The sequence below is a fragment of the Methylobacterium sp. Leaf102 genome, from assembly GCF_001422425.1.
GTDB lineage: Bacteria > Pseudomonadota > Alphaproteobacteria > Rhizobiales > Beijerinckiaceae > Methylobacterium.
Window position 1 is genome coordinate 1 of sequence record NZ_LMMX01000017.1, and the last position, 19,897, is coordinate 19,897.

The 19,897-nt window shown below is 69.2% G+C and carries 16 protein-coding genes; 11 read left to right on the top strand and 5 right to left on the bottom strand.

Features of this window, described 5'->3' with window-relative positions; all coding sequences use genetic code 11:
* Positions 1-324: 324 nt before the first annotated feature.
* Positions 325-576 carry a hypothetical protein gene (locus ASF27_RS10945; RefSeq protein ID WP_244480978.1) on the bottom strand — a complete coding sequence of 84 codons (252 nt, stop codon included), beginning with the start codon at positions 574-576 and terminating at the stop codon, positions 325-327.
* 624 nt (positions 577-1,200) lie between these two features.
* Between ASF27_RS10945 and ASF27_RS10950 the strand changes: the two genes are divergently transcribed.
* The 8 genes from ASF27_RS10950 to ASF27_RS10985 all read left to right on the top strand — a co-directional run bounded on the left by ASF27_RS10950 (position 1,201) and on the right by ASF27_RS10985 (position 9,824).
* Positions 1,201-2,280, top strand: a complete 1,080-nt coding sequence (locus ASF27_RS10950; protein WP_056360082.1) for a glycosyltransferase family 4 protein — start codon at positions 1,201-1,203, stop codon at positions 2,278-2,280.
* Positions 2,281-2,287: 7 nt separating this feature from the next.
* The gene (locus ASF27_RS10955; protein WP_056360030.1) at positions 2,288-3,424 is read left to right on the top strand and encodes a glycosyltransferase; all 1,137 of its coding nucleotides are present in this window, start codon (positions 2,288-2,290) and stop codon (positions 3,422-3,424) included.
* Positions 3,421-4,527, top strand: a complete 1,107-nt coding sequence (locus ASF27_RS10960) for a glycosyltransferase (protein WP_056360033.1) — start codon at positions 3,421-3,423, stop codon at positions 4,525-4,527. Before ASF27_RS10955 ends, ASF27_RS10960 begins: the two co-directional genes overlap by 4 nt.
* On the top strand, positions 4,524-5,654 hold the full coding sequence (locus ASF27_RS10965; protein WP_056360036.1) for a glycosyltransferase 61 family protein: 1,131 nt from the start codon (positions 4,524-4,526) through the stop codon (positions 5,652-5,654). Before ASF27_RS10960 ends, ASF27_RS10965 begins: the two co-directional genes overlap by 4 nt.
* 158 nt (positions 5,655-5,812) lie before the next feature.
* Positions 5,813-6,820: an endonuclease/exonuclease/phosphatase family protein gene (locus tag ASF27_RS10970; protein ID WP_244480980.1), complete on the top strand. Its 1,008-nt coding sequence runs from the start codon at positions 5,813-5,815 to the stop codon at positions 6,818-6,820.
* A gap of 73 nt (positions 6,821-6,893) precedes the next feature.
* Complete coding sequence (locus tag ASF27_RS10975) at positions 6,894-7,667, top strand: PIG-L deacetylase family protein (RefSeq protein ID WP_056360043.1); 774 nt, start codon at positions 6,894-6,896, stop codon at positions 7,665-7,667.
* The gene (locus tag ASF27_RS10980) at positions 7,661-8,515 is read left to right on the top strand and encodes a galactosyltransferase-related protein (protein ID WP_056360086.1); all 855 of its coding nucleotides are present in this window, start codon (positions 7,661-7,663) and stop codon (positions 8,513-8,515) included. Before ASF27_RS10975 ends, ASF27_RS10980 begins: the two co-directional genes overlap by 7 nt.
* A 169-nt stretch (positions 8,516-8,684) precedes the next feature.
* Positions 8,685-9,824 (top strand): glycosyltransferase, encoded by a 1,140-nt coding sequence (locus tag ASF27_RS10985; protein ID WP_056360045.1) that lies wholly within the window; start codon positions 8,685-8,687, stop codon positions 9,822-9,824.
* Here ASF27_RS10985 and ASF27_RS10990 read toward each other — a convergent pair.
* Positions 9,821-11,368: a GMC family oxidoreductase gene (locus tag ASF27_RS10990; protein WP_056360047.1), complete on the bottom strand. Its 1,548-nt coding sequence runs from the start codon at positions 11,366-11,368 to the stop codon at positions 9,821-9,823. The genes ASF27_RS10985 and ASF27_RS10990 overlap by 4 nt on opposite strands.
* Entirely contained in the window at positions 11,365-12,786 is a 1,422-nt protein-coding gene (locus ASF27_RS10995; RefSeq protein ID WP_056360050.1) for an alpha/beta hydrolase, read from the bottom strand. Before ASF27_RS10995 ends, ASF27_RS10990 begins: the two co-directional genes overlap by 4 nt.
* Positions 12,787-12,979: 193 nt before the next feature.
* Here ASF27_RS10995 and ASF27_RS11000 point away from each other — a divergent pair, with 193 nt between their 5' ends.
* Entirely contained in the window at positions 12,980-15,070 is a 2,091-nt protein-coding gene (locus tag ASF27_RS11000) for a prolyl oligopeptidase family serine peptidase (protein WP_056360053.1), read from the top strand.
* Between the two features lie 45 nt (positions 15,071-15,115).
* On the opposite strand, the gene ASF27_RS11005 is transcribed toward ASF27_RS11000, so the two are convergent.
* Positions 15,116-15,913, bottom strand: a complete 798-nt coding sequence (locus tag ASF27_RS11005; protein ID WP_082479005.1) for a lytic transglycosylase domain-containing protein — start codon at positions 15,911-15,913, stop codon at positions 15,116-15,118.
* A gap of 260 nt (positions 15,914-16,173) precedes the next feature.
* Entirely contained in the window at positions 16,174-17,079 is a 906-nt protein-coding gene (locus tag ASF27_RS11010; protein WP_274533781.1) for an SDR family oxidoreductase, read from the bottom strand.
* Positions 17,080-17,292: 213 nt separating this feature from the next.
* On the opposite strand from ASF27_RS11010, the gene ASF27_RS11015 reads away from it, so the two are divergent.
* Both ASF27_RS11015 and ASF27_RS11020 read left to right on the top strand, forming a co-directional pair.
* Entirely contained in the window at positions 17,293-17,916 is a 624-nt protein-coding gene (locus ASF27_RS11015) for a phosphatase PAP2 family protein (RefSeq protein WP_056360054.1), read from the top strand.
* Between the two features lie 65 nt (positions 17,917-17,981).
* Complete coding sequence (locus ASF27_RS11020; protein ID WP_056360061.1) at positions 17,982-19,559, top strand: gamma-glutamyltransferase family protein; 1,578 nt, start codon at positions 17,982-17,984, stop codon at positions 19,557-19,559.
* Positions 19,560-19,897 lie beyond the last annotated feature (338 nt).

Sequence of the window (19,897 nt, forward strand, 5' to 3'; positions counted from 1 at the left end):
AAGATGACCGGCGCCGCCGCCAAGACCAAAGTCCCGCTGGCCGCCGCCGATGAACAGGCTTCTACGGGCCCATAGCCCAACCGTCAACGGCCAAATGACCGAACGATGCGATTTTCGCGACAGATCAACGACACCCCAGCCAAAGGCCCTCTGACGCCCTCTCGATGGGTATTTAGAACGGTCAGGGTCGGGCGCCGCCCGCGCAATTCATCCAACAAACTCGCGGTTACGGAAACGCAAAACGGGGGCGCCACGGCTTGAACCGTAGCGCCCCCACCTGCCGTTCGAATCTTCATCCAGGCTGGACGAACTTCGATTGCTCGATCAGCAATCGTTGCCTTGCTGAGCCGCCGTGGGCTTGCCCTCGGCCTGCTTGGCGACATCGCTCGGTGACGTGGCCGTGTTCGAACCGGCGTTGTTCATCGCCCCAACCGTTCCGGGGGACTCGGCCTTTGCGCCCGGGCTAACGTTGCCGGTGCTGGCGCCATCGACCTTCGAGCTTTTCTCCGAGGCGGCGGATTTGCCGGCCGTGCCAGTGGCGCACGGCGCCGCGAAGACTGCGGTGGACGACAGCATCAGGAGAGCGGCAGCGCCAGCGAGCTTGGTCGAACGTAGCATGTGTTCCTCCGAAACGTTTCTTGTGAAGCTGAAACGTCGTGCTGTGTGACTGGTTCCTGAGGAAGTTCTGAGAAGAAGTGGATTTTCGTGGTGCACTGCAGTATCCGCCAGTCATTGGAGGATGGCTTGACCGCAGGGGATACGGAGAAGCGCGGTTTTCGGTGGCGGAACCTGCCGCATATGCCCTTTTACCCAAATTCAAATTTTTGAATGGGACGTTCGCCATTGGTGTCCGCCATCGTACGTCCGTCCGAAGAAGCACCTTGGATCAGTCCCCTTGCGGACGGGAGTCCAGCGTGTCCGCCTACCGGGGCTGATCCGAAGTCAGGGATCGTTCAGACAAACTATGGATAAGGCTCACCTACTCGGATTCCAGCGGACCGGATCGCCAACGTGACTGCAGCGACCTCCAAGCACTCGTTTGACACTTTGATCGGATCCGCGACCGGTCTCGATCCCATTCGCCGGCAACTTGGCGCTACTCAGCCGAAAAGCTCCGTGCTCGGCCGAACCTTAGCAAAGCCCTCGCTTCACGCAGGGTTCGCACCTTCTTCGAGCCGGGATGTCGCGAATCCCGTCAAGATCGCGATCATCGCGCATCTCAAGTACCCCATCGCCCAGCCCTTCTCGGGCGGCTTGGAGATGCATACGCATTTTCTCGCAAGTGCCTTGCGGGCGCGCGGACACCACGTGACGCTCTTTGCCTCCGAGGGCTCGCAGGCGGATCTCGGCCTCGTGGCTGTCTGTGCGCCAACGGGCAGCGCCTTCGACGAGGCGTCCTCGGCTCGAATCGACCTCCTCGAGGGTCACGCCTACGACCGCATCATGGATGCGGTCGCAAAAGGCGGCTTCGATATCGTCCACAACAACAGTCTGCATCCCCTGCCGTTGCTGCGTGCCCACGAGGTCGCGGCGCCCATGGTCACGGCGCTGCACACGCCGCCCTTCGAGCCCTTCGTGCAGGGCGTGGTCGCGCGCGCGCATGACATGACGTTCGCCGCCGTTTCCAAATCCCTGGCCGAGGAGTGGTGCACTGTGCTTCCGCGCCCGCTCGTGATCGGCAACGGTATCGATCTCGAAGCCTTCGCATTCAATGCCCAACCGGCGGGCCTGCCGCACGCCATCTGGACCGGACGCATCGTGCCCGAGAAGGGGCCGCATCTCGCCATCGATGCCGCGCGCGCTGCCGGCCTGCCTCTCGTCTTCGCGGGACCGCAGAGTGACCCGGCCTACTGGGACAGCATGATCGCTCCGCGCCTCGGAGCGGACGTGACCTATCTCGGACACCTTTCGCATGCCGACCTCGCCCGGCGGGTCGGAGAGGCCCACGTCACCCTGTGCAGTCCCCGCTGGGAGGAGCCGTTCGGCCTGGTGGTGGCGGAATCGCTGGCATGCGGCACGCCCGTGGCGGCCTTCGGGCGCGGTGCGATTCCGGATATCCTCGACGCGTCCTGCGGCGTGCTGGCACGTGCCGACGACGTCGCCGACCTCGGCCGGGCGGTCTCCGAGGCTGTCGGGCTTGAACGTCTTGCGTGCCGTCGCCGGGCCGAGCACCTCTTCGATGCCAACGTGATGACGGATCGCTACGAGACGCTCTACCGTGCGGAGATGCGTCACGCCGCGCCGACGGTCCTGCACGCCCGCGCGCTCGGCGAGGCTTGAGCCGGTGATGCGCGATCACGGGGCCCTCGCGCGGGCCGTCGTTTGCGTGCCCGCCCGCAACGAGGCCGGCACCCTGCCTCGGCTGATCCGGTCCCTCGACGCCCAGGCCGGGGCCGGTCCCGATGCGCCGTTGCGGGCCGTGATTCTCGCCAACAACTGCACCGACGACACCGTACCGATTCTGTCGGCCATCGCACGCGAGGGTAGCTGCGCGAACCTGCGGTTGCGGGTCGTCGAGGCACGGATCGCGCCCCCCGACGCGCATGTCGGCACCGCCCGGCGCATGGCGTTGGAAGCCGGTGTCGTCTGGCTGCGCGAGGAAGGTGTCGAAGACGGCGTTCTCCTAAGCACCGATGCGGATGCGGTGGCCCCGACCGACTGGGCGCTCGCCAACCTGCGGGCCCTGGACGGCGCCGACCTCGTCGGTGGTCGCCTGGTGATCGATCCGGAAATCGAACGACCCGATCCGGCCCTGAGCGATCTCCATGCCCGGATCGAGCGCTACTGGAGCGGGGTGCGGGCCCTGGAGGACATCCTCGATCCGCCGTCGCACGACCCCGCGCCGCGCCACGGCGACCATGTCGCGGCGAGCCTCGCCCTGCGCGTCGATCTGTACGAATCCGTCGGCGGGCTACCAGCCATCGCCTGTGGTGAAGACAACGCACTCGTCAGCCGCGTCCGCCGCGTCGGCGGGAGGGTGCGCCACTGCCCAGCCGTGTCGATCGGGGTGTCCGATCGTGCCACCGGGCGCGTCGAGGGCGGCATGGCGACGGAAATGCTCCGTCGTGCCCGGATCGCCGAAGGCCAGGGAAGCTACCGGTTGCCGCCCGCCGCCCATTGGCGCGCGCTCATCGAGCGCCGCCGCGACTGGCGCCTCGCCTGGGAGACCGGCCCCGACTGGCCCGCTGCCCTGCGCCGGCTCGGCATTGCGGAAGGCACCATCGACGCGACGGCCGCCGAGATCGCGGCCGAACCGTGCCCCAACGCCATCGCGTTCGTCGAGCGACTCGATGCGCGGATCGGCGAGCCCGGCCCGGAGCCTGAGGCGCAGCCGCTCGACGACGTTCTCGCCGACCTCGAAACGCTTCAGCGAGAACTTGGTGCGCAACGGGCCGACGGAGCGGCGATAGCGCCGGCCGCATGAACCGGCGGCCCATCGGCTATTACGTCCACCACCAGGGCGCGGGCCACGCAACGCGGGCGCGCCTCATCGCGCGGACCCTCGCCCGGCCCTGTACCCTGCTTGGGACGTTCGACGGGGCCGACCCCGGGGTCGACTCGTTCGTCGATCTGCCCGACGATCGCATCGCCGCTGGCTTCGACGGTCGCGACAATGCGGCGACCCGGCCCATGGCCCTGCATTACGCGCCGTTAGGCGTCGATGGACTCCGCGACCGCATGGCCCGGATTGCCGCTTGGGTCGCGTCGGCCGATCCTGTTCTGATGATCGTCGACGTCTCTGCGGAAGTGGCCTTGTTCTCCAGACTTCTCTCGGTGCCGACCCTGGTGGTGCGGCTGCCCGGCGACCGCACGGACCCGCCCCATCTCGAGGCGTTTCGCAGTGCCGAACGCCTGCTCGCGTTCTTTCCTCGAGCGCTCGACGGTGCAGCGAACCCCGAATGGGTCCGATCCAAGACCGCGTATATCGGCTATTTGAGCGCCGCTCCGAAAGCGGATCCCATCGGGGAAGACGGCTCGATCGTCGTCGTCTACGGGCGCGGTGGAGCGGGTGGATCGTTCGCCGATCTCGCCGCCGCAGCCCGCGCGGTGCCGGAGCGCCAGTGGCAGGTGGTCGGCCCGGTCACCGACGAGGGCGGTGAGTGCCCGGAGAACCTCCGTCTGCACGGATGGATCCCAGATATCGGACCGTACCTCGACAGCGCGGCCCTGGTCATCGGGACCGGTGGCGATGGCGTCGTCTCGGGTGTCGTGGCACGGGGCAAGCGCTTCGTCTGCATTCCCGAGCCTCGTGCGTTCGACGAGCAGGCCGCCACCGCGCGGGCGCTTCAGGCGCATGGGGCTGCGATTCATCGGGCGGACTGGCCGCCCCCCGGGGATTGGCCGGCCTTGGTTCGGGCTGGTCTGGCACTCGATCCGGCGCTCATGACGTCTCTCGACCAGCCCGACGCCCTGACGCGGGCCGCACGCCTGATCGGAGATTTCGCCGACAGGCTTGATCCGCAGTCCAGCGCGCCGAAGTCCGTCGGCCCAGGCGTGGCGCCATATTCGAACGGACGACGCGCGTGACATCCCCGCTCCAGCCCCGAACCGTCGCGCGGTGCCCACTCGACGGGGTCGCGGCGGCGGTGGGAACCGTCGGCGAACTCTGCGCCGGCCCGGCCATCGGTATCCAATTCCACGAGTTCGCCGCACCGTACGATCAGGTAGTGCAACCGCTGTGCTGGCTCGGATCTGGCGACCGCGCGACGTATGACCTCCACACCGCCTCGGTCCCCCCCATCCGGCTGTACCGCATGGGGGGCGGTACGCTCATCTTCGGCAAGGGACTCCTTGTCCGCGACGGCACGTTGATCGAACTCGACCGCTATGGATTCCACGAACTCGGACGCTTCGACTATCCGTTCAACGCCGGGTTCCTCCAACTCGACGGAACGATGGCCCGCATCGCGCCGCCTGCGCGGGTGCGTGTCATCGACGAACCCTGCATCCTCCTCTCACAGGGCGGTGAAGCGGTTTGGGGACATTGGCTCCTGGACCTCTGGCCACGACTAATCATGGCTCTTTCAGCGCCCATGCGGGTGCGGATCATCCTCGATGCCGATGTCGCGCCATGGGTCGCGGGCATGCTGCGAAACGCGGGAATCGGTCCCGATCGCGTCATCTGGCACGACAAGGGCCGCGAGACCCTCCTCGCAGAAGACGTCTACGTGCCGGGCTTCCTGCGCTGGCGCAGCGCGGTCTCGCCCTGGGTCAACTTGGCTTGGAATCTGTTCCCCGCTGCGCCCGGAGCGGGACCTCAGCGCCTCTACGTCAGCCGGACCCGAACCGGTGAGGGGTCGTCGTTGAGCAACGCCGCCGAGATCGAAGCCATGGCCGTGCGGCGCGGCTACACGTTGGTCCACCCCGAATCCCTTCCCCTCGATCGACAGGTAGCCCTGTTCGCCGGAGCGACCCACGTCGTCGGCGAGGCCGGATCGGCTCTGCACAATACAGCGTTCAGCCCTGCCGGAACACGCGTCGGCGTGATGCTGTCGCCCACTGGCTTCATTCGCATTCTGCAAGCGGGTATCGGCCATGTCCGGGCGCAGCCGACGGGCTTCGCGTTCGGAGACCCTGCCGGCGACGCCCGTCGAATCACCATGCCGGGTGCCCTCGCAACCGAGCTGCTCGATGCCATGGATGCGGTTTCCTGAATCGACGCCCCGACGAAGAATTCCCATCGCCCATCGGCACCATCGCCACGCTCGCGGCGTTTGGTCGGACTTGGCCTTGACCGGTCTGGAGTTGCGGAGGCGCGGGCGTGGCGGGATCGGCTTGGATATGGGCTCTCAAGGGAGCCGGCTGGTTCCTCGTGGCTTCCACCCTCATCCCGTTCATCCGCAGCGACGCAGGTTTCATCCGGACCTTCGACTTCCCGCGCCTTCAGGTGGCGGTGGCCAGCGTCCCGATCCTCATCCTGCTCCTTATCTTTGACCGTGACAGAACCGGGTTGGCCCTGTTCGCCGCCCTCCTCGCCTGCTTCGCCTACCAGACCTACCGGATCTTCCCGTTCACGCCCCTGCACGCACCACAGGCCGTGGCCGCGACGGCGGCGACCTGCCGCCGCGACGCCGAGGTCTCGCTTCTGGTCGCCAACGTCCTGCAGGACAACACCGATCACCAGAGCCTGCTGCGCCTCGTGGACCGGCACGATCCCGACCTCCTGCTCGTCCTGGAGACCGATGCGCGCTGGCGTGACGCGCTCATTTCCCTCAGAGCGCGCTATCCGAGCGTCATCGAGCAGCCTCAGCCCAACACCTACGGGCTGTTGTTCTACGCCAAGCTCCCGCTCGAAAACCCGCAGGTGCGGTTCCTGCTCCAAGACGACGTGCCGTCGATCCGCACCGTCGTGGTCCTCCCGTCCGGCGAGCGCTTCACCCTGTTCGGCGTGCACCCGCGCCCGCCCCATCCGGGTCACAGCTCCGCTCCGCGGGACGCCGAGCTTGTCATGGTCGCCCGCGAGGTGCGGGATTTGGACGGGCCGGCAGTGGTGGCCGGCGACCTCAACGACGTCGCCTGGTCGCGTACCACCACCCTGTTCCAGAAGATCAGCGGCCTCCTCGATCCGCGGATCGGACGGGGCCTGTACCCGACCTTCAACGCCAAATGGCCCCTGCTGCGCTGGCCCCTCGACCACATCTTCTTCAGCGACGATTTCCTTCTCGGACGCCTGGAGCGGCTGCCGTATATCGGCTCGGACCATTTCCCGATCCTGATCTCCCTGTGCCGCACGGCGGTCGCGCCGAGGGTGCAGGACGCGCCCGAGGCGACCGCCTCGGACATGGAAGCCGGGCGCGAGGCCATCGAGGCCGTGAAGTAGGCCGCGGCGGCTTGATCTCCCCGACCACATCGGTGATGCCGAAGCCCGTCTCCCACCGATCCACGAGGACCACATGAACCTCGAAGCGTTCCTCGCCGCCGCCGGGCGCCTGCCCGTCGCCTCCCTCGGCACCATTCTGGGAGATGCGGGCTCGCAGAAGGGACTGGTGGTGGTCGCTCCCCATCCCGACGACGAGAGCCTCGGATGCGGCGGACTCATCGCGGAGGCCTGCCGCCTCGGCCGCGCCGTGTGTCTCGTCGTCGTCACCGACGGGTGCGGCTCGCACACCCACTCCGCCATGTATCCGCCCGAGCGTCTCCGGACGCTGCGCGAGGACGAGACCCGCAAGGCCGTGGCCGAACTCGGCCTCGCCCCGGAATATGTGCGCTTCCTGCGTCTGCCCGATGCGCATGCGCCGAGTGCCGGCCCGGAGGCGGAGGCCGCCGCCGCCGCGATTTTGGATGACGCCGCATCTTGCAACGCCGGCGCCCTGTTCGTCACCTGGGGTCACGATCCGCATTGCGACCACAAAGCCTCGGCTGCCATCGTCGCCCTGGCCCAGGTCCAGCGGCCGGCCCTGCCGGCCTATGCCTATCCGGTCTGGGGGTTCACCCTGCCGCCGGAGACCGAGGTGGGCGACCCCCCCGAGGGCTACCGCCTCGACATCGCCGCGCATCTCCCGGCGAAGGCCAGGGCGGTGGCCGCCCACCGCTCGCAGACCACGGACCTTATCGCCGACGATCCCACGGGGTTTCGCCTCGCGCCCGACATGCTGGCCAATTTCGCGGGACCGCACGAGATCTTTCTGCGAATGGGTCCGGTGGTCTCCGAGGCATCCCCATCGTGAGCGCCAGCGTCGTCACCTTGAACAAGGGCCGGGATGCCCATCTCGCCCGCCTCCTCGAAGGCCTGACGCGCGGAACGCCGCCTGCCGAATGCGTGGTGGTGGAGATGGGGGCGGAGCCCCCTCCCCTGCCGGATTACGGGTTTCCCGTCCGCCGCATCGTCCTCGGCGCCGACGGGCTCCCCCTGGCGCGCGCCCGCAACGCCGGACGGCGGGTCGCGTCGGGCGATCATCTCGTCTACCTCGACGTCGATTGCATCCCGTCCCCGGATCTCGTCGAGAGCCTCGACGCCGATCTGGCCGAGGCCGATGGTTTGATCTGCTGCGAAGTCCGCTACCTCCCATTCGGGGCGGTCACGGACAGCTGGACACCGGCCAGCCTGCATGCGGCCGGACAACGGCATCCGGTCCGGGTGTTTCCCGAGGCGGGGCGGGAACCGACGAACAATCCAGGCCTGTTCTGGTCCCTCGCCTTCGGGGTGCGTACGGCCACCTTCGACCGCCTCGGGGGATTCGACGAGGCCTTCGACGGCTACGGCGCGGAGGACACCGACCTCGCTTTCCGCGCCGCTGCCGCCGGGGTGCCGGTGCTGCTGACGGCGCGCGGCCAGGCCTATCACCAGCACCACCTCGCCTGCGACCCGCCCCTCCAGCACTTCGACAGCATCGTCCGCAACGCCCGTCGCTTCCATGCCCGCCACGGCCTTTGGCCCATGGACGGCTGGCTCGACGCCTTCGCCCGCCTCGGCCACGTTTCGGCGATCTGGCGCGACGATGACCTGACTGTCCTGCGCGCACCCTCTCACGCCGAGGTCGCGGCGGTACGGGTGGCGTCGGAGGATCCGTTCTGAAAGGCCTTCGAAGGTCCTGACGAACCGGGCCGACGTCGTTTCGCATCGGCGGCGCAGGACGGGGCGACGAACGTCATCCGCCCACAAGCGTCGCCATTGTTCCGCTTCGCCGACCTGCTAGGGACGCGTTCTGCCGCGCCGTCGAACGCCGGCCGCCAGGAGACTCGTCGTGCCGTCTGCCGTTCCCAACACCGTCATCGCGATTCCAGTCCGCAACGAGGCCGAACGGATCGAGGCTTGCCTGCGGGCCATCGACGCTCAAACGGGACTCGCACCCGGCAGCCTCGCACTCGTGCTGTTCCTCAACAACTGCACGGACGGGACGGAGGCCATCGTCGAAGCCCTGCGGCCGAGCCTGTCGCTGCCGATGCGGGTCAGCCACGTCACGTATGCGCAAGCCCATGCCGGATGGGCCCGACGCGAAGCCATGAACGCCGCCGTCGATTGGATCGGGGCGGCATCCGGCGGCGCCATTCTGTCCACGGATGCCGACAGTCGAGTCCCGCCGGATTGGGTCCTGCGCAATCTCGCCGCATTACGGGCCGGAGCCGATGCGGTCGCGGGGCGGATCGAACTCGATGCCGACGAGGCCGCGTTGCTGCCGCCCTCCCTGCATGAACGCGGCCGCCTGGAGGATGCCTACAGCGCCGTCTTGACGGAGATCGAGGCGCGGATCGACCCCGATCCCCACGACCCTTGGCCGTGCCACCGTACGACCATCGGGGCCACCCTGGCGGTGACCCGGGACGCCTACGTGGCCGTGGGCGGCATGCCCGCCATCGCGCTCGGCGAGGACGGTGCCTTCGTCGCCGCCCTGCTGCGGCAGGGCTACCACGTGCGGCATGCCCCCGAGGTGGTGGTGACCGTGTCCGGCCGCCTCGTCGGCCGGGCGCCCGGCGGCGTCGCCGACACCATTCGGGCCCGCTGCGAGAAGCCCGAGAGCCTGTGTGACGCCCGCCTCGAGGCGGTGCCGCGCGCGGTGTTCCGCTACCTGTGCCGACGGCACCTCCGGCGGCTGCACGGCGAGGGACGCCTTGAGGGGACGCGGGGTTGGGCGCGCTTCCTCAAGATTTCAGAGACGGATGCCGTCCGCATCGCCGCCCTGCCGCTTCCCGGCCTCGCCGTGGCCGAGGCCGAGCGGGTGAGTCCGCGCCTCGTCTACCGGCCGCTGGGGCCGTTCGAACTGGCGCACCACACTCGACTCGCCCGCCTTGCGCTGGTGCCGATCCGGGCGCTGACCCGGATCGCCAACCGCCGCGTCACCACCCAGCCGCCACGGCCCGTCGCGGTGGGGTTGGAGGCACCCTAGCGGCCCTTGAGGAACGCCTCGGCCGTACGCAGGCTCAGCGCCATGATGGTCAGGGCCGGGTTCGCCGCGAGCGAACTCGGAAAGGTCGACCCGTCGCTGATCCAGAGGTTCGGCACCTCGAAGCTGCGCCCGAACGGATCCACGACGGCCGTGTCGCCGTCCCGGCCCATGCGGCAGGTGCCGAGGGTGTGGGCCACCCGCTCCAGGACCCAGATGTCGCTGGCCCCGGCCGCTTCCCAGATCGCCTTCATGGTCCGGGTGGCATGGGCGTTGAGACGGTGCTCGTTGGTGCCGTAACCGAAGCTGATCTGCGCCTTCGGCACCCCGAACGCGTCGACCTCACCCGACAAAGTGAGCACATTGGCATCGCACGGCAGGGTCTCGCCGTTGATCCCGATCCCCGCGAAGTGGTTGTAGCGGCCGAGGTAGTCGGTCAGGGCCCGACCCCAGAGACCGCGGCCCCGCGCCACGGAATTGCCGAAGGTCAGCGGCAGGACACCGAGGCTCTGCATGAGGTAGCCGCCCGCGAAATCGGCATCCGCTGGCCGCACCATGTCCTCGCTGATGAGGGAGGACGGATAGCCCCGGTTCATCCGGACCTCGCCGTCGAAGGTGCCCCAGACCTGGGTCGCGACGTGCCCCATGTAGTTGCGCCCGACCTGACCGCTGCCGTTGGCGAGGCCGAGATGCAGTAGGAGTCGGGGGCTCTCCACGGCACCCGCACACAGAAACACCGCGGCGCATCGTTGCCGATGGTCCGTTCCATCCTTGCGGTACGTCACGGCCGTGATGCGTCCCATCCCATCGTGCTCCGTTCCATGGACGCGGCACAGGGAACGGATCTCGGCACCGTGCGCAACGGCCAGGGGCAGGTAGGTCACGTCCATGCTGGTCTTGGCGCCGTTGCGGCAGCCCTGGTGGCAGAAGCCGCAATTGATACAGGCGTTTCGGGTCCCCCCGCCCTCCTGGGCGAAGTCCCTCGACACCACGGCCGCCGGCGCATCCGTGGCGCGAATGCCCAACCCCTCGCAGGCCCGAGCCATGATTCCGGCCGGACCATTGCGTGGAACCGGACCCAGCGGGTAGCGCCGCTCTGAATCCCACGGGTAGGCCTGCGGTCCCGAAACTCCGATGAAGCTCTCAACCCGCTCGTAGAACGGACGCAGATCCTCGTAGTCGAGCGGCCAGTCGACGCCCTCTCCGGTCTCCGTGAAGAGCTTCAGGTCACGCTGGTCCGCCCGCGGTGTGAACGCCCCCCAATGCAAGGTCGAGCCTCCGACCCCGGTACCGCTGTTGTTGGCCCCGAACGCCTCAGGCGTGGAGCCGCCGCTCAGTCGTTCGTCCGTCCAATAGATCTCGTCGGCCAGGGTTTCGTCGAAAGCGAACAGGGACGGATCGAAGTTCGGCCCCGCCTCCAGGGCGACCACCTTCAGGCCCGCCGCGGCCAGTCTGGCGAGGAGGGGGGCTCCGCCGGCGCCGGTCCCGATCACAACGGCATCGACAGCATCGTCGAGGGCGTAGCGGCGCATGGAATCGAGATTCATCGAGCCTCTCCCGCCTGGGCCACGGGTTCCCAGGATTCGCGGGCATCGATCCCGAATTCCACGAAACCGGGAAGACGCGCGGCGTCGTCTCCACCGGCGCCGATGCCGCCGAAACCCAGACGCGCCAGGGACGCGGGATGAGCGAGGTAGGTGCGCACCACGTCGCCACGCAGATCTTCGAACCACAGCTTCATTTGTGCGGCATCGAGCTCACTGCCGACGATCGGCAGCTGCGCATCGGCAACGGCTGCCACCAGCGAATCCTGCACCGAACCCGGAAGGGCGAGGAAACCGACGGCATGAGCAGCGTAAGCCGCCGCATCGATGGTCCGTAGGGCGGCCGCGTATGCCTTCGGGTCGGCCGGCAATGCGGCGAAGCGCCAGCCGTCGCCCGAGCCCGACGCCAGACGTGCCTCGATGCGAGCACCGATATCCATGGCGGTCCGCCCGTCTTGCGGCAGCACACGATCGACGATCGCGCGCAGACTTGCGAGTTCGAGGGCATTCAGCACCTCTGGACGGTAGGCCGGATCGTCGGGCTCGGCCCGTGCTACGAGAGCTTCCCGGAGCCGGTTGTTGACGCGCGGCGACGCGATGAGGTCTGCGTAGGAGGCGGGCACAGGCACTGCGCCAGGCGAGGCCTCGACAGGACGGACCATCTCCTTGCGGATCAGATCCGCCACGGCATGCGGCCGTTCTAGGGGCAGCAGGTGCCCGGCCCCCTGAAGTACGACGTGCCGAGCGTCGGCGAGATGGGGAATCATCAGGCAGATCTGTGCGGCCGCTCCGAGATCGCTGTCCTCCGAGCCGCTCAGAACCAGAGCAGGCGTTCGTAGAACACCGATGCAGGCACACCAGTCCTCGCGGCTCCCCGCTTCGAGCCAAGCCGTCCAAGCCCCGGGATCGGCACGCAGCACATCCGCCACCGCTTGTGCCCGGTCCGAGGCCTTCAACGGGGCGCCGACGTTCTGGTCGATGAAGTCGCCCGCCTCGGCCTGCCGCGTACGCTCATCCGCAGAAATCCAGGCGATCATCGCCTGCCGCTTCTCGTCGGACATCGGCTCGGGACTCGGCGGTGAGCCTGCCAGAAGTATGAGGCCGCTAAGGCCCGCCAGACGATCGTCTCCGTCCTCCGCCCGGCGCGCCAGGGCGAGAGCCACCTTGGCGCCCATGCTATGGCCGGCGATCCACCAGCGCGCCGGCAAGAACTCGGAGATCCGCCCGGCGATGTGGTCGGCCATGGCCTCCACGGATGTGCCGGAGACGCTAGAGGCGTCGCCGAAGCCTGGGAGGTCGAACGGGATGCACGTCGCGGCCTCGCCGAGGCTTGCGGTCATCTCTCCCCATTCGCGCGAGGAGCCGCCTAAGAAGTGTAGGCAGAAAAGGGTGGTCGGTGGATCGAGGGAGACGTGCAACATCGCATCGACATCGCCTCTTACAGCGCCGCTTCAAGCGAGCGCACCCGCGACCCCTCGCTGCACCCCAGCGGTTTGATCCCGGCTTCTGGCGAAAAGTCCCCCTGCGGAGAGCGTGCGCGACTGTCCGACGCTGGGCGGAAATTCGAGGTCCGGGGTCGTGTCTCGGCGAGCGAGTTGGCTTACCTTCTCGGCCATGACGAAGAACACTGCTCCGTTGCCCGATCCACGCCCGACCCGCGAATATCCGGACGACGATCCCTACCTTTGGCTCGAGGAGGTGGATGGCGAGAACGCGTTGGCCTGGGTGGAGACCCGGAACGCCGAGACTCTGGCACTCTACGCCGACGCCTCCTTCGCCCGAGACCGCGACACGGCGCGAGATCTGATGGACCGCCCCGATCGTATCGCGATGGTGCGCCGGCGCGGTGAGCAGCTCTACAATTTCTGGAAGGACGCCGAGCATCCGCGTGGCCTGTGGCGCCGCGCGGACGAGAGCGGCTACCGCGCCGGGACCCCGGAATGGGATGTCGTCCTCGATCTCGACACCCTGGCGGCCAGCGAGGGCGAAGATTGGGTCTGGGCCGGTGCCGACCTTCTTCCCGTGTCGCGCGACCGGGTGCTGTTGAAACTCAGTCGGGGCGGTGGCGACGCGACGGTCCTGCGCGAATTCGACCTCATCGAGCGGTCCTTCGTCGCGGATGGGTTCATTCTCCCCGAAGCCAAGGGCGGTGCGACGTGGCTCGACCGAGACACGCTGCTGCTGTCGAGTGCCCTGGGCGACGGCATGGCGACCCGTGCGGGCTACCCCCGGACCGTCCGCCTGTGGGCGCGCGGCACGGACCCGCTTGCCGCGCGCATTCTTTTCGAGACCGCACCGGAGAACATGGGTGTGTGGGCCGACGTCGAGCGACCGCCGGCGGGCGAGCGCATCGTCATCGCCGAGCGTACCGGCTTCTTCGATGGTTTTCTCCACCTGGCCGACCGCGAAGGCGTCGAGATCCGCCTCGATATTCCATCGGACGCCGAGATTCACCTGCATCATGATGGGCTCGCCGTGCAGCCCCGCACGGCCTGGAGCGTCGGCGGGCGGACCTATGGACCCGATACGGTCCTGGCCATCGCCCTGTCCGACTTTCTCGCCGGAGCGCGCGACTTCACCGTGCTGTGGGAGCCGAGTGAACGGCGCGCCCTGCAGGATGTGTTCTGGTCCGGGGACCGCCTCGTCATCGGCGCACTCGATAATCTGAGCCCCCGCTTCAGCGTCTGCGAGCGAAGCGCCGCGGGTTGGACCGAAAGGCCCATACCCGGCGTGCCCGCCATCGGAACCGTCTCGGTGTGGCCCCTCGACGCCGATCCGGACGATGCGGACGGCGAACTGAGCGCCCTGATGCAGGACCCGGTGACGCCGCCGACCCTTCTGGCGATCCCACCTGCCTTGTCGACCCCGACCGTTCTGCGCACGACGCCGGCGACCTTCGATGCCGCCGGACTGCGGGTGACGCGGCACGAGGCGATCTCGGCCGACGGAACCCGAATCCCCTACGTCCAGACCGGACCGGTGGGCGAGACGGGGGATGCGCCCGTTCACCTGACGGCCTACGGCGGCTTCAAGGTCTCGATTCTGCCGACCTATCAGGCGGTTATGGGGAAGCTGTGGCTCGAGCCGGGCGGTACCTGCGTGAGCGCGAACATCCGCGGTGGCGGTGAATTCGGGACTGCGTGGCATGAAGCGGGCCGGCGCGACGGCAAGGCGCTGGCCCATGACGATTTCGCCGCCGTCGCTGCTGATCTCGTCGCGCGCGGCGTCACCCGGCCCCACCGCATCGCCGCCGAGGGGGGATCGAACGGCGGCCTCCTCATCGCCAACATGCTGACGCGCTACCCCGAGCGCTTCGGTGCCCTGTTCTGTACCATCCCGCTCATCGACATGCGCCGCTACACCAAGCTGCTCGCCGGCGCGAGCTGGATCGCGGAGTACGGCGACCCCGACTATCCCGCGGACTGGTCGTTCCTCCAAGGCATCTCGGCCTATCATGCGGCACGCGCCGGAGAGCCCTACCCGCCGATCCTCATCGCCACGAGCCGGCGGGACGACCGGGTCCATCCGGGGCACGCCCGCAAGATGGCGGCAAAGCTCCAGGCCCTCGGCTACGGTGCCGCGTTCTACGAGCCCGCCGCCGGCGGCCACGGCTACGGCAACGACAGCACCCAGGCCGCCACCTTCATGGCGCTCGGCATAAACTTCCTGCGCCGATCCATCGGGTGGAACCCGAACCCGGTCTAAGCGGGCGGACTCCGGGCTTCCCAGCGGGAAGCCCGGGATGCGCGATCACTGACCGTCGATGCGGCTGCCGAGCAGAGCGATGGCCTTCTGGTAGACGGTGGCGGCGTTCCAGCCTTGGATCGCCGCGAAGTTCGGCTCGCCCGGCTGATAGCCGGCGCCGCGCTGCCAACCATGCGCCTTGAGGAAATTCGCCGTTGCGTTCAAGGCGTTGGGGATGCTGTCGAGGCTACCGCCCGTACCGTAGTTGAGAACGCTTTTCGGCAGGAACTGAGTGTGGCCGACCTCGCCATGGGCGGCCCCCCGGGTACCGGCCGTGAGGATGCCGCGATCGACGAGGGTGAGGGCGGCGTTGAGCTGATCGGTGAAGAAGGCCGAGCGGCGGCAATCGTAGGCGAGGGTCGCCACGGCCGACAGGGTGTTGATGTTTCCCCGGACCGCACCGAACCCCGTCTCCATGCCCCAGATCGCCAGGAGCGGACCGGCGGGCACGCCGTAGCGCTGCTCGATGGAGGCGAACAGGGCCGCGTTCTGCTGCTTGAGGGCGCGGCCGCGGGAGACGATGGCGGGGCCGCCGCGCTTGGCCAGGAACTGGTCGAGGCTGAGCTTGAAGCTCTTCTGGCCGCGATCGGCCGAGATGGTCGCCGTGGAGTAGGATGTTCCCATCAGCGCCGCGAGACTTTCCGCGCTGGCGCGGCCCCGGGCTTCGTCGGCGAATTCGCGCTTCCAGGATTCGAAGCCGGACGCCGAGTTTCCGCAGGTCGCCGCCTGGGCTTGACCGACAAAACCAAGGAGGGCGACGGCGCAGGCCGCACCGGAAAACGTCATGTACCCGCGTCTCGACATTCGACAACTCCTAAAACGACCTTGGGCTCCGACGAGCCGGTTCGGGCACCGCTCGGCCATTGGACGATGTCAACTCCAAGGCACCGGGACACCTCGACCGTTCGGATCGGGCGTTTTCTCGCGATAGTGACAGGGAAGGCTCCCCGGCACGGACCGGCGCATGCCGTTCCGGCCCCTGCGGCGTGGAACGGCGCAGGGCCGAATGGAACGGTGGCGCGCTCCGTCACACCACGGGCTGCGCCGGTCCGCGCACCGGGCGGTCAGTACATCGGCACGCCACCCGTCACCGGCACGAGGGCACCGCTCATGTAGCTGCCCTCGCGGGAGGCGAGGAGCACGTAGGCGGGGGCGAGTTCGGCCGGCTGGCCGGCGCGGCCGAGCGGCGTGTCGGCACCGAGCGACGCGATCTCGTCCGGCCCCTTCACGATGGGCTGGATCGGCGTCCAGACCGGGCCGGGGGCGACGCAGTTCACCCGGATGCCCTGGGGCGCGAGGAGGTTCGACAGGCCGATGGTCAGGCTGGCGATGGCGCCCTTGGTGGCCGCGTAGATCAGCATCGACTTCGTGGCGACCTTGGCCTGCTGGCTCGTGGAATTCACGATGGCGCCGCCCGGCTTCATGTGCGGCACGGCGGCCTGGGCGAGGTACATCATCGCGAACACGTTGGCCCGGAACGAGCCCTCGATGTCGGCCTCCGTCAGATCGTCCAGACCTTCGTTGACCACCTGGGCGGCGGCGTTGTTCACCAGGATGTCGAGGCGGCCGTACTCCGCGACCGTCCGGGCGACGAGGGCACGGCAATAGGCGGGATCGCGCAGGTCGCCCGGGACGAGGATCGCGCGGCGGCCGGACTTGCGCACCCAGGCGGCGGTGTCCTCGGCGTCGGACTGCTCGACGGGCAGGTAGGCGATGGCGACGTCGGCGCCCTCCCGGGCATACGCGATGGCGACCGCGCGGCCGATGCCGGAATCGCCGCCGGTGATGAGGGCGACCCGGTCGGTGAGGAGGCCCTTGCCGACGTAGCTCGTCTCGCCGTGGTCGGGCGTCGGGTCCATCTTCGTGGTGAGGCCGGGGCGCTCCTGCTGCTGGTCGCCGGGAAACGGCGGCCGGGGGCCGGCTTCGCGCGGGTCGGGATTGGTGCCGGGCTGCATGGTATCGGGCTGCATGATGGGTCCGGTGCTTTCCGCTGGCGGGGGCGCTTCGGACGGCCCCCTGTCGCGCGGCCATGTAGGGCGCGCCGCGCGCCGCACCCTGTGACGCAGGGACTTACGGGACGCAGGGACTTACGGGACGCACGGACTTACGGGACGTAGGTACTCCCGGCACTCACGCGCCGCAGGGACCCGTCGAACGGAAGCACCCCGGCCGCGTTGAGACGCATGCTTGACCGTAAGAGAACCCCGGCCCGGACCCGCGACACCCGGCTGCTGCCGGGGGAGGCCGCCGACATCGCCCTCGGCGTCGGGCTCGCCACGGCCAAGGACCATCGGGCGGTCCGCACCCTCGGGAGCCTGAGCGAAGTCGGCGCCTGGGAGGTGCTGTTCGCGGTCTCAGCCGCGACCTGGGCCGTGGGCGCTGCGCGCGGCGACGCCCGGCTGGCGGCGACGGGCCGGCACATGCTCGGGGCGGGCCTCCTGGCGAGCCTGACGAAGACCACCCTCAAGCGCCTCGTCCATCGCACCCGGCCGAACGTCCTGATGGAGGAGAAAACCTATGCCCGCGGCTGGCTCGGCCCCAACGACGGGCCGTGGCAATCCTTCCCGTCGGGGCATGCGGCGGTGAGCGTCGCGGTGGCGCGCGCCGTTGCCCGGGCGTGTCCGGAGGCGGGCGGCGCGGTCCAGGCGGGGGCCGGCCTCATCGTGGTGGCGCAGGTGTTGCGCGGGGCGCATTATCCGGCCGACGTGGCGGTCGGCGCCCTGATCGGGCTCGCCGCCGAGGCCGCCGTGAACCGCGTCGCCGGACCCGCGACCGACGGCCCTCGACCTCCGGCGCCATCCCGGTAAGGGATTTGCCTGAGGGACTCGCCAGAGAATTTGCCCGTGCACGCGCCCGAGAAGAGGACTGGCCCATGAGAGATTTCGCCCGGCCCGGGCGTTCCCCGGTCCATGCCGGCGCGGCCGCCGTCGCGACCTCGCACCCCCTCGCCTCCCTGGTGGCCGTCGAGACCCTTCGGGCCGGGGGCAATGCCGTCGACGCCGCCATCGCGGCGGTGGCGGTGCAATGCGTCGTCGATCCGCTGATGACCGGCATCGGCGGCGACTGCTTCGCCCTGTACGCCCCGAAGGGCGCCTCCGTCCCCATCGCCCTCAACGGCTCGGGCCGCAGCCCGGCGGCGGCGCACGATGCGTGGTACCTCGAGCACGGCGTCACCATCGAGCCCACCTCCCCCCATGCGGTGACGGTGCCGGGCGCCGTCGCCGCCTGGAGCCGCCTGCTCGCCGATCACGGCACGCGCGACCTCGCCGCGTTGCTGCGGCCGGCCATCGCCTACGCGGAGGATGGCTACCCGGTGCAGCCCCGCGTCGCCTTCGACTGGGCCCGCAACGCCGCGCGGGTCGCCGCCGATCCGGTCTCGGCCGCGCTCTTCCTGCCCGGCGGCGCGGCGCCGAAGGCGGGCACGCGCATGCGCAACCCGCGCCTCGCCGCCACCCTGCGGCGCATCGCCGGGGACGGCGCGCGCGGTTTCTACGAAGGCCCCGTGGCCCGCGACATGGTCGACCGCCTGCGGGCTTTGGGCGGCCTCCACACCCTGGAGGATTTCGCCGCCGCCGCGCCTGAGATCGTCACCCCGATCACCACGCGCTATCGCGGCTACGACGTGTACGAATGCCCGCCGAGCGGCCAGGGCCTCGCCGTCCTGATGATGCTCAACATGCTCGGCGCCGACGACGTCGGCGCCCTGTCCGAACTCGACCGGGTCCACCTGTTCGCCGAGGCGTGCAAGCAGGCCTATCACCACCGCGATGCCCTGTTCGCCGATCCGGTGCTCGCCGCCGTGCCGGTGGATCACCTGCTTTCTCAGGCGTGGCACGCGCGGGCGCGGGGCGCCATCAACATGGGCCGGGCGCAAAGCCCGTTGATCTGGCCCGAGATCGCCCACACCGACACGATCTACCTCTGCGTGGTCGACCGCGACGGCAACGCTATCTCGCTCATCAACTCGATCTTCCAGCCCTTCGGCACCGGCATCACCGCGCCGGAGAGCGGCGTGCTCCTGCACAATCGCGGCCTGTCCTTCCGGGTCGAGCCCGGCCACCCCAACACCATCGGGCCGAAGAAGCGCCCCATGCACACCATCATCCCGGGCATGCTCATGCGCGACGGGCGCGCGGTGGCGCCGTTCGGCGTCATGGGCGGGCATTACCAGGCCATGGGCCACGTCGAGCTGCTCACCGGCCTCCTCGACCGCGGCCTCGACGTGCAGGAGGCCTTGGACGCGCCCCGCAGCTTCGCCTACGGCGGCGGCCTCGAACTCGAGCCCGGCTTCGGCCCCGGCCTCGCGGCGGGCCTCGCCGCCCGCGGCCACACCCCGCTCGCCGCGGTCCAGCCCATCGGCGGCGGCCAGATCATCTGGATCGACCACGCCGCCGGCACCCTCACGGCGGGCTCCGACCCCCGCAAGGACGGCTGCGCGCTGGGGTATTGAACGGGGCAGCGCCGCGAAGATCGCCGCTGGGTCGATCGACGCCGTCCGGTCTCCCGCGGGGAAATCACGCGGGACCAGCGGCCGGGCGCCGGACCCGTGAGATCGCCCGCGCCCATGAAACGGTGCCGCCCGGTCATCGCGACAACCACAACCCGGCGCACTTCAACGTCGCTCCGTGGACTGGCCACCCATCCTCGTCGGTCACCAGCACGGCGATCGTCCGGCGGTCGCCGTCGCGCGGAATTTCGTCGTGCGCGATCGAGGGGAAGCGGTTATGGGCGGCCAGACGGATTGCGGCGAATGTCCTCACAGACCGTACCGGTATCGTCGTCTTGGAT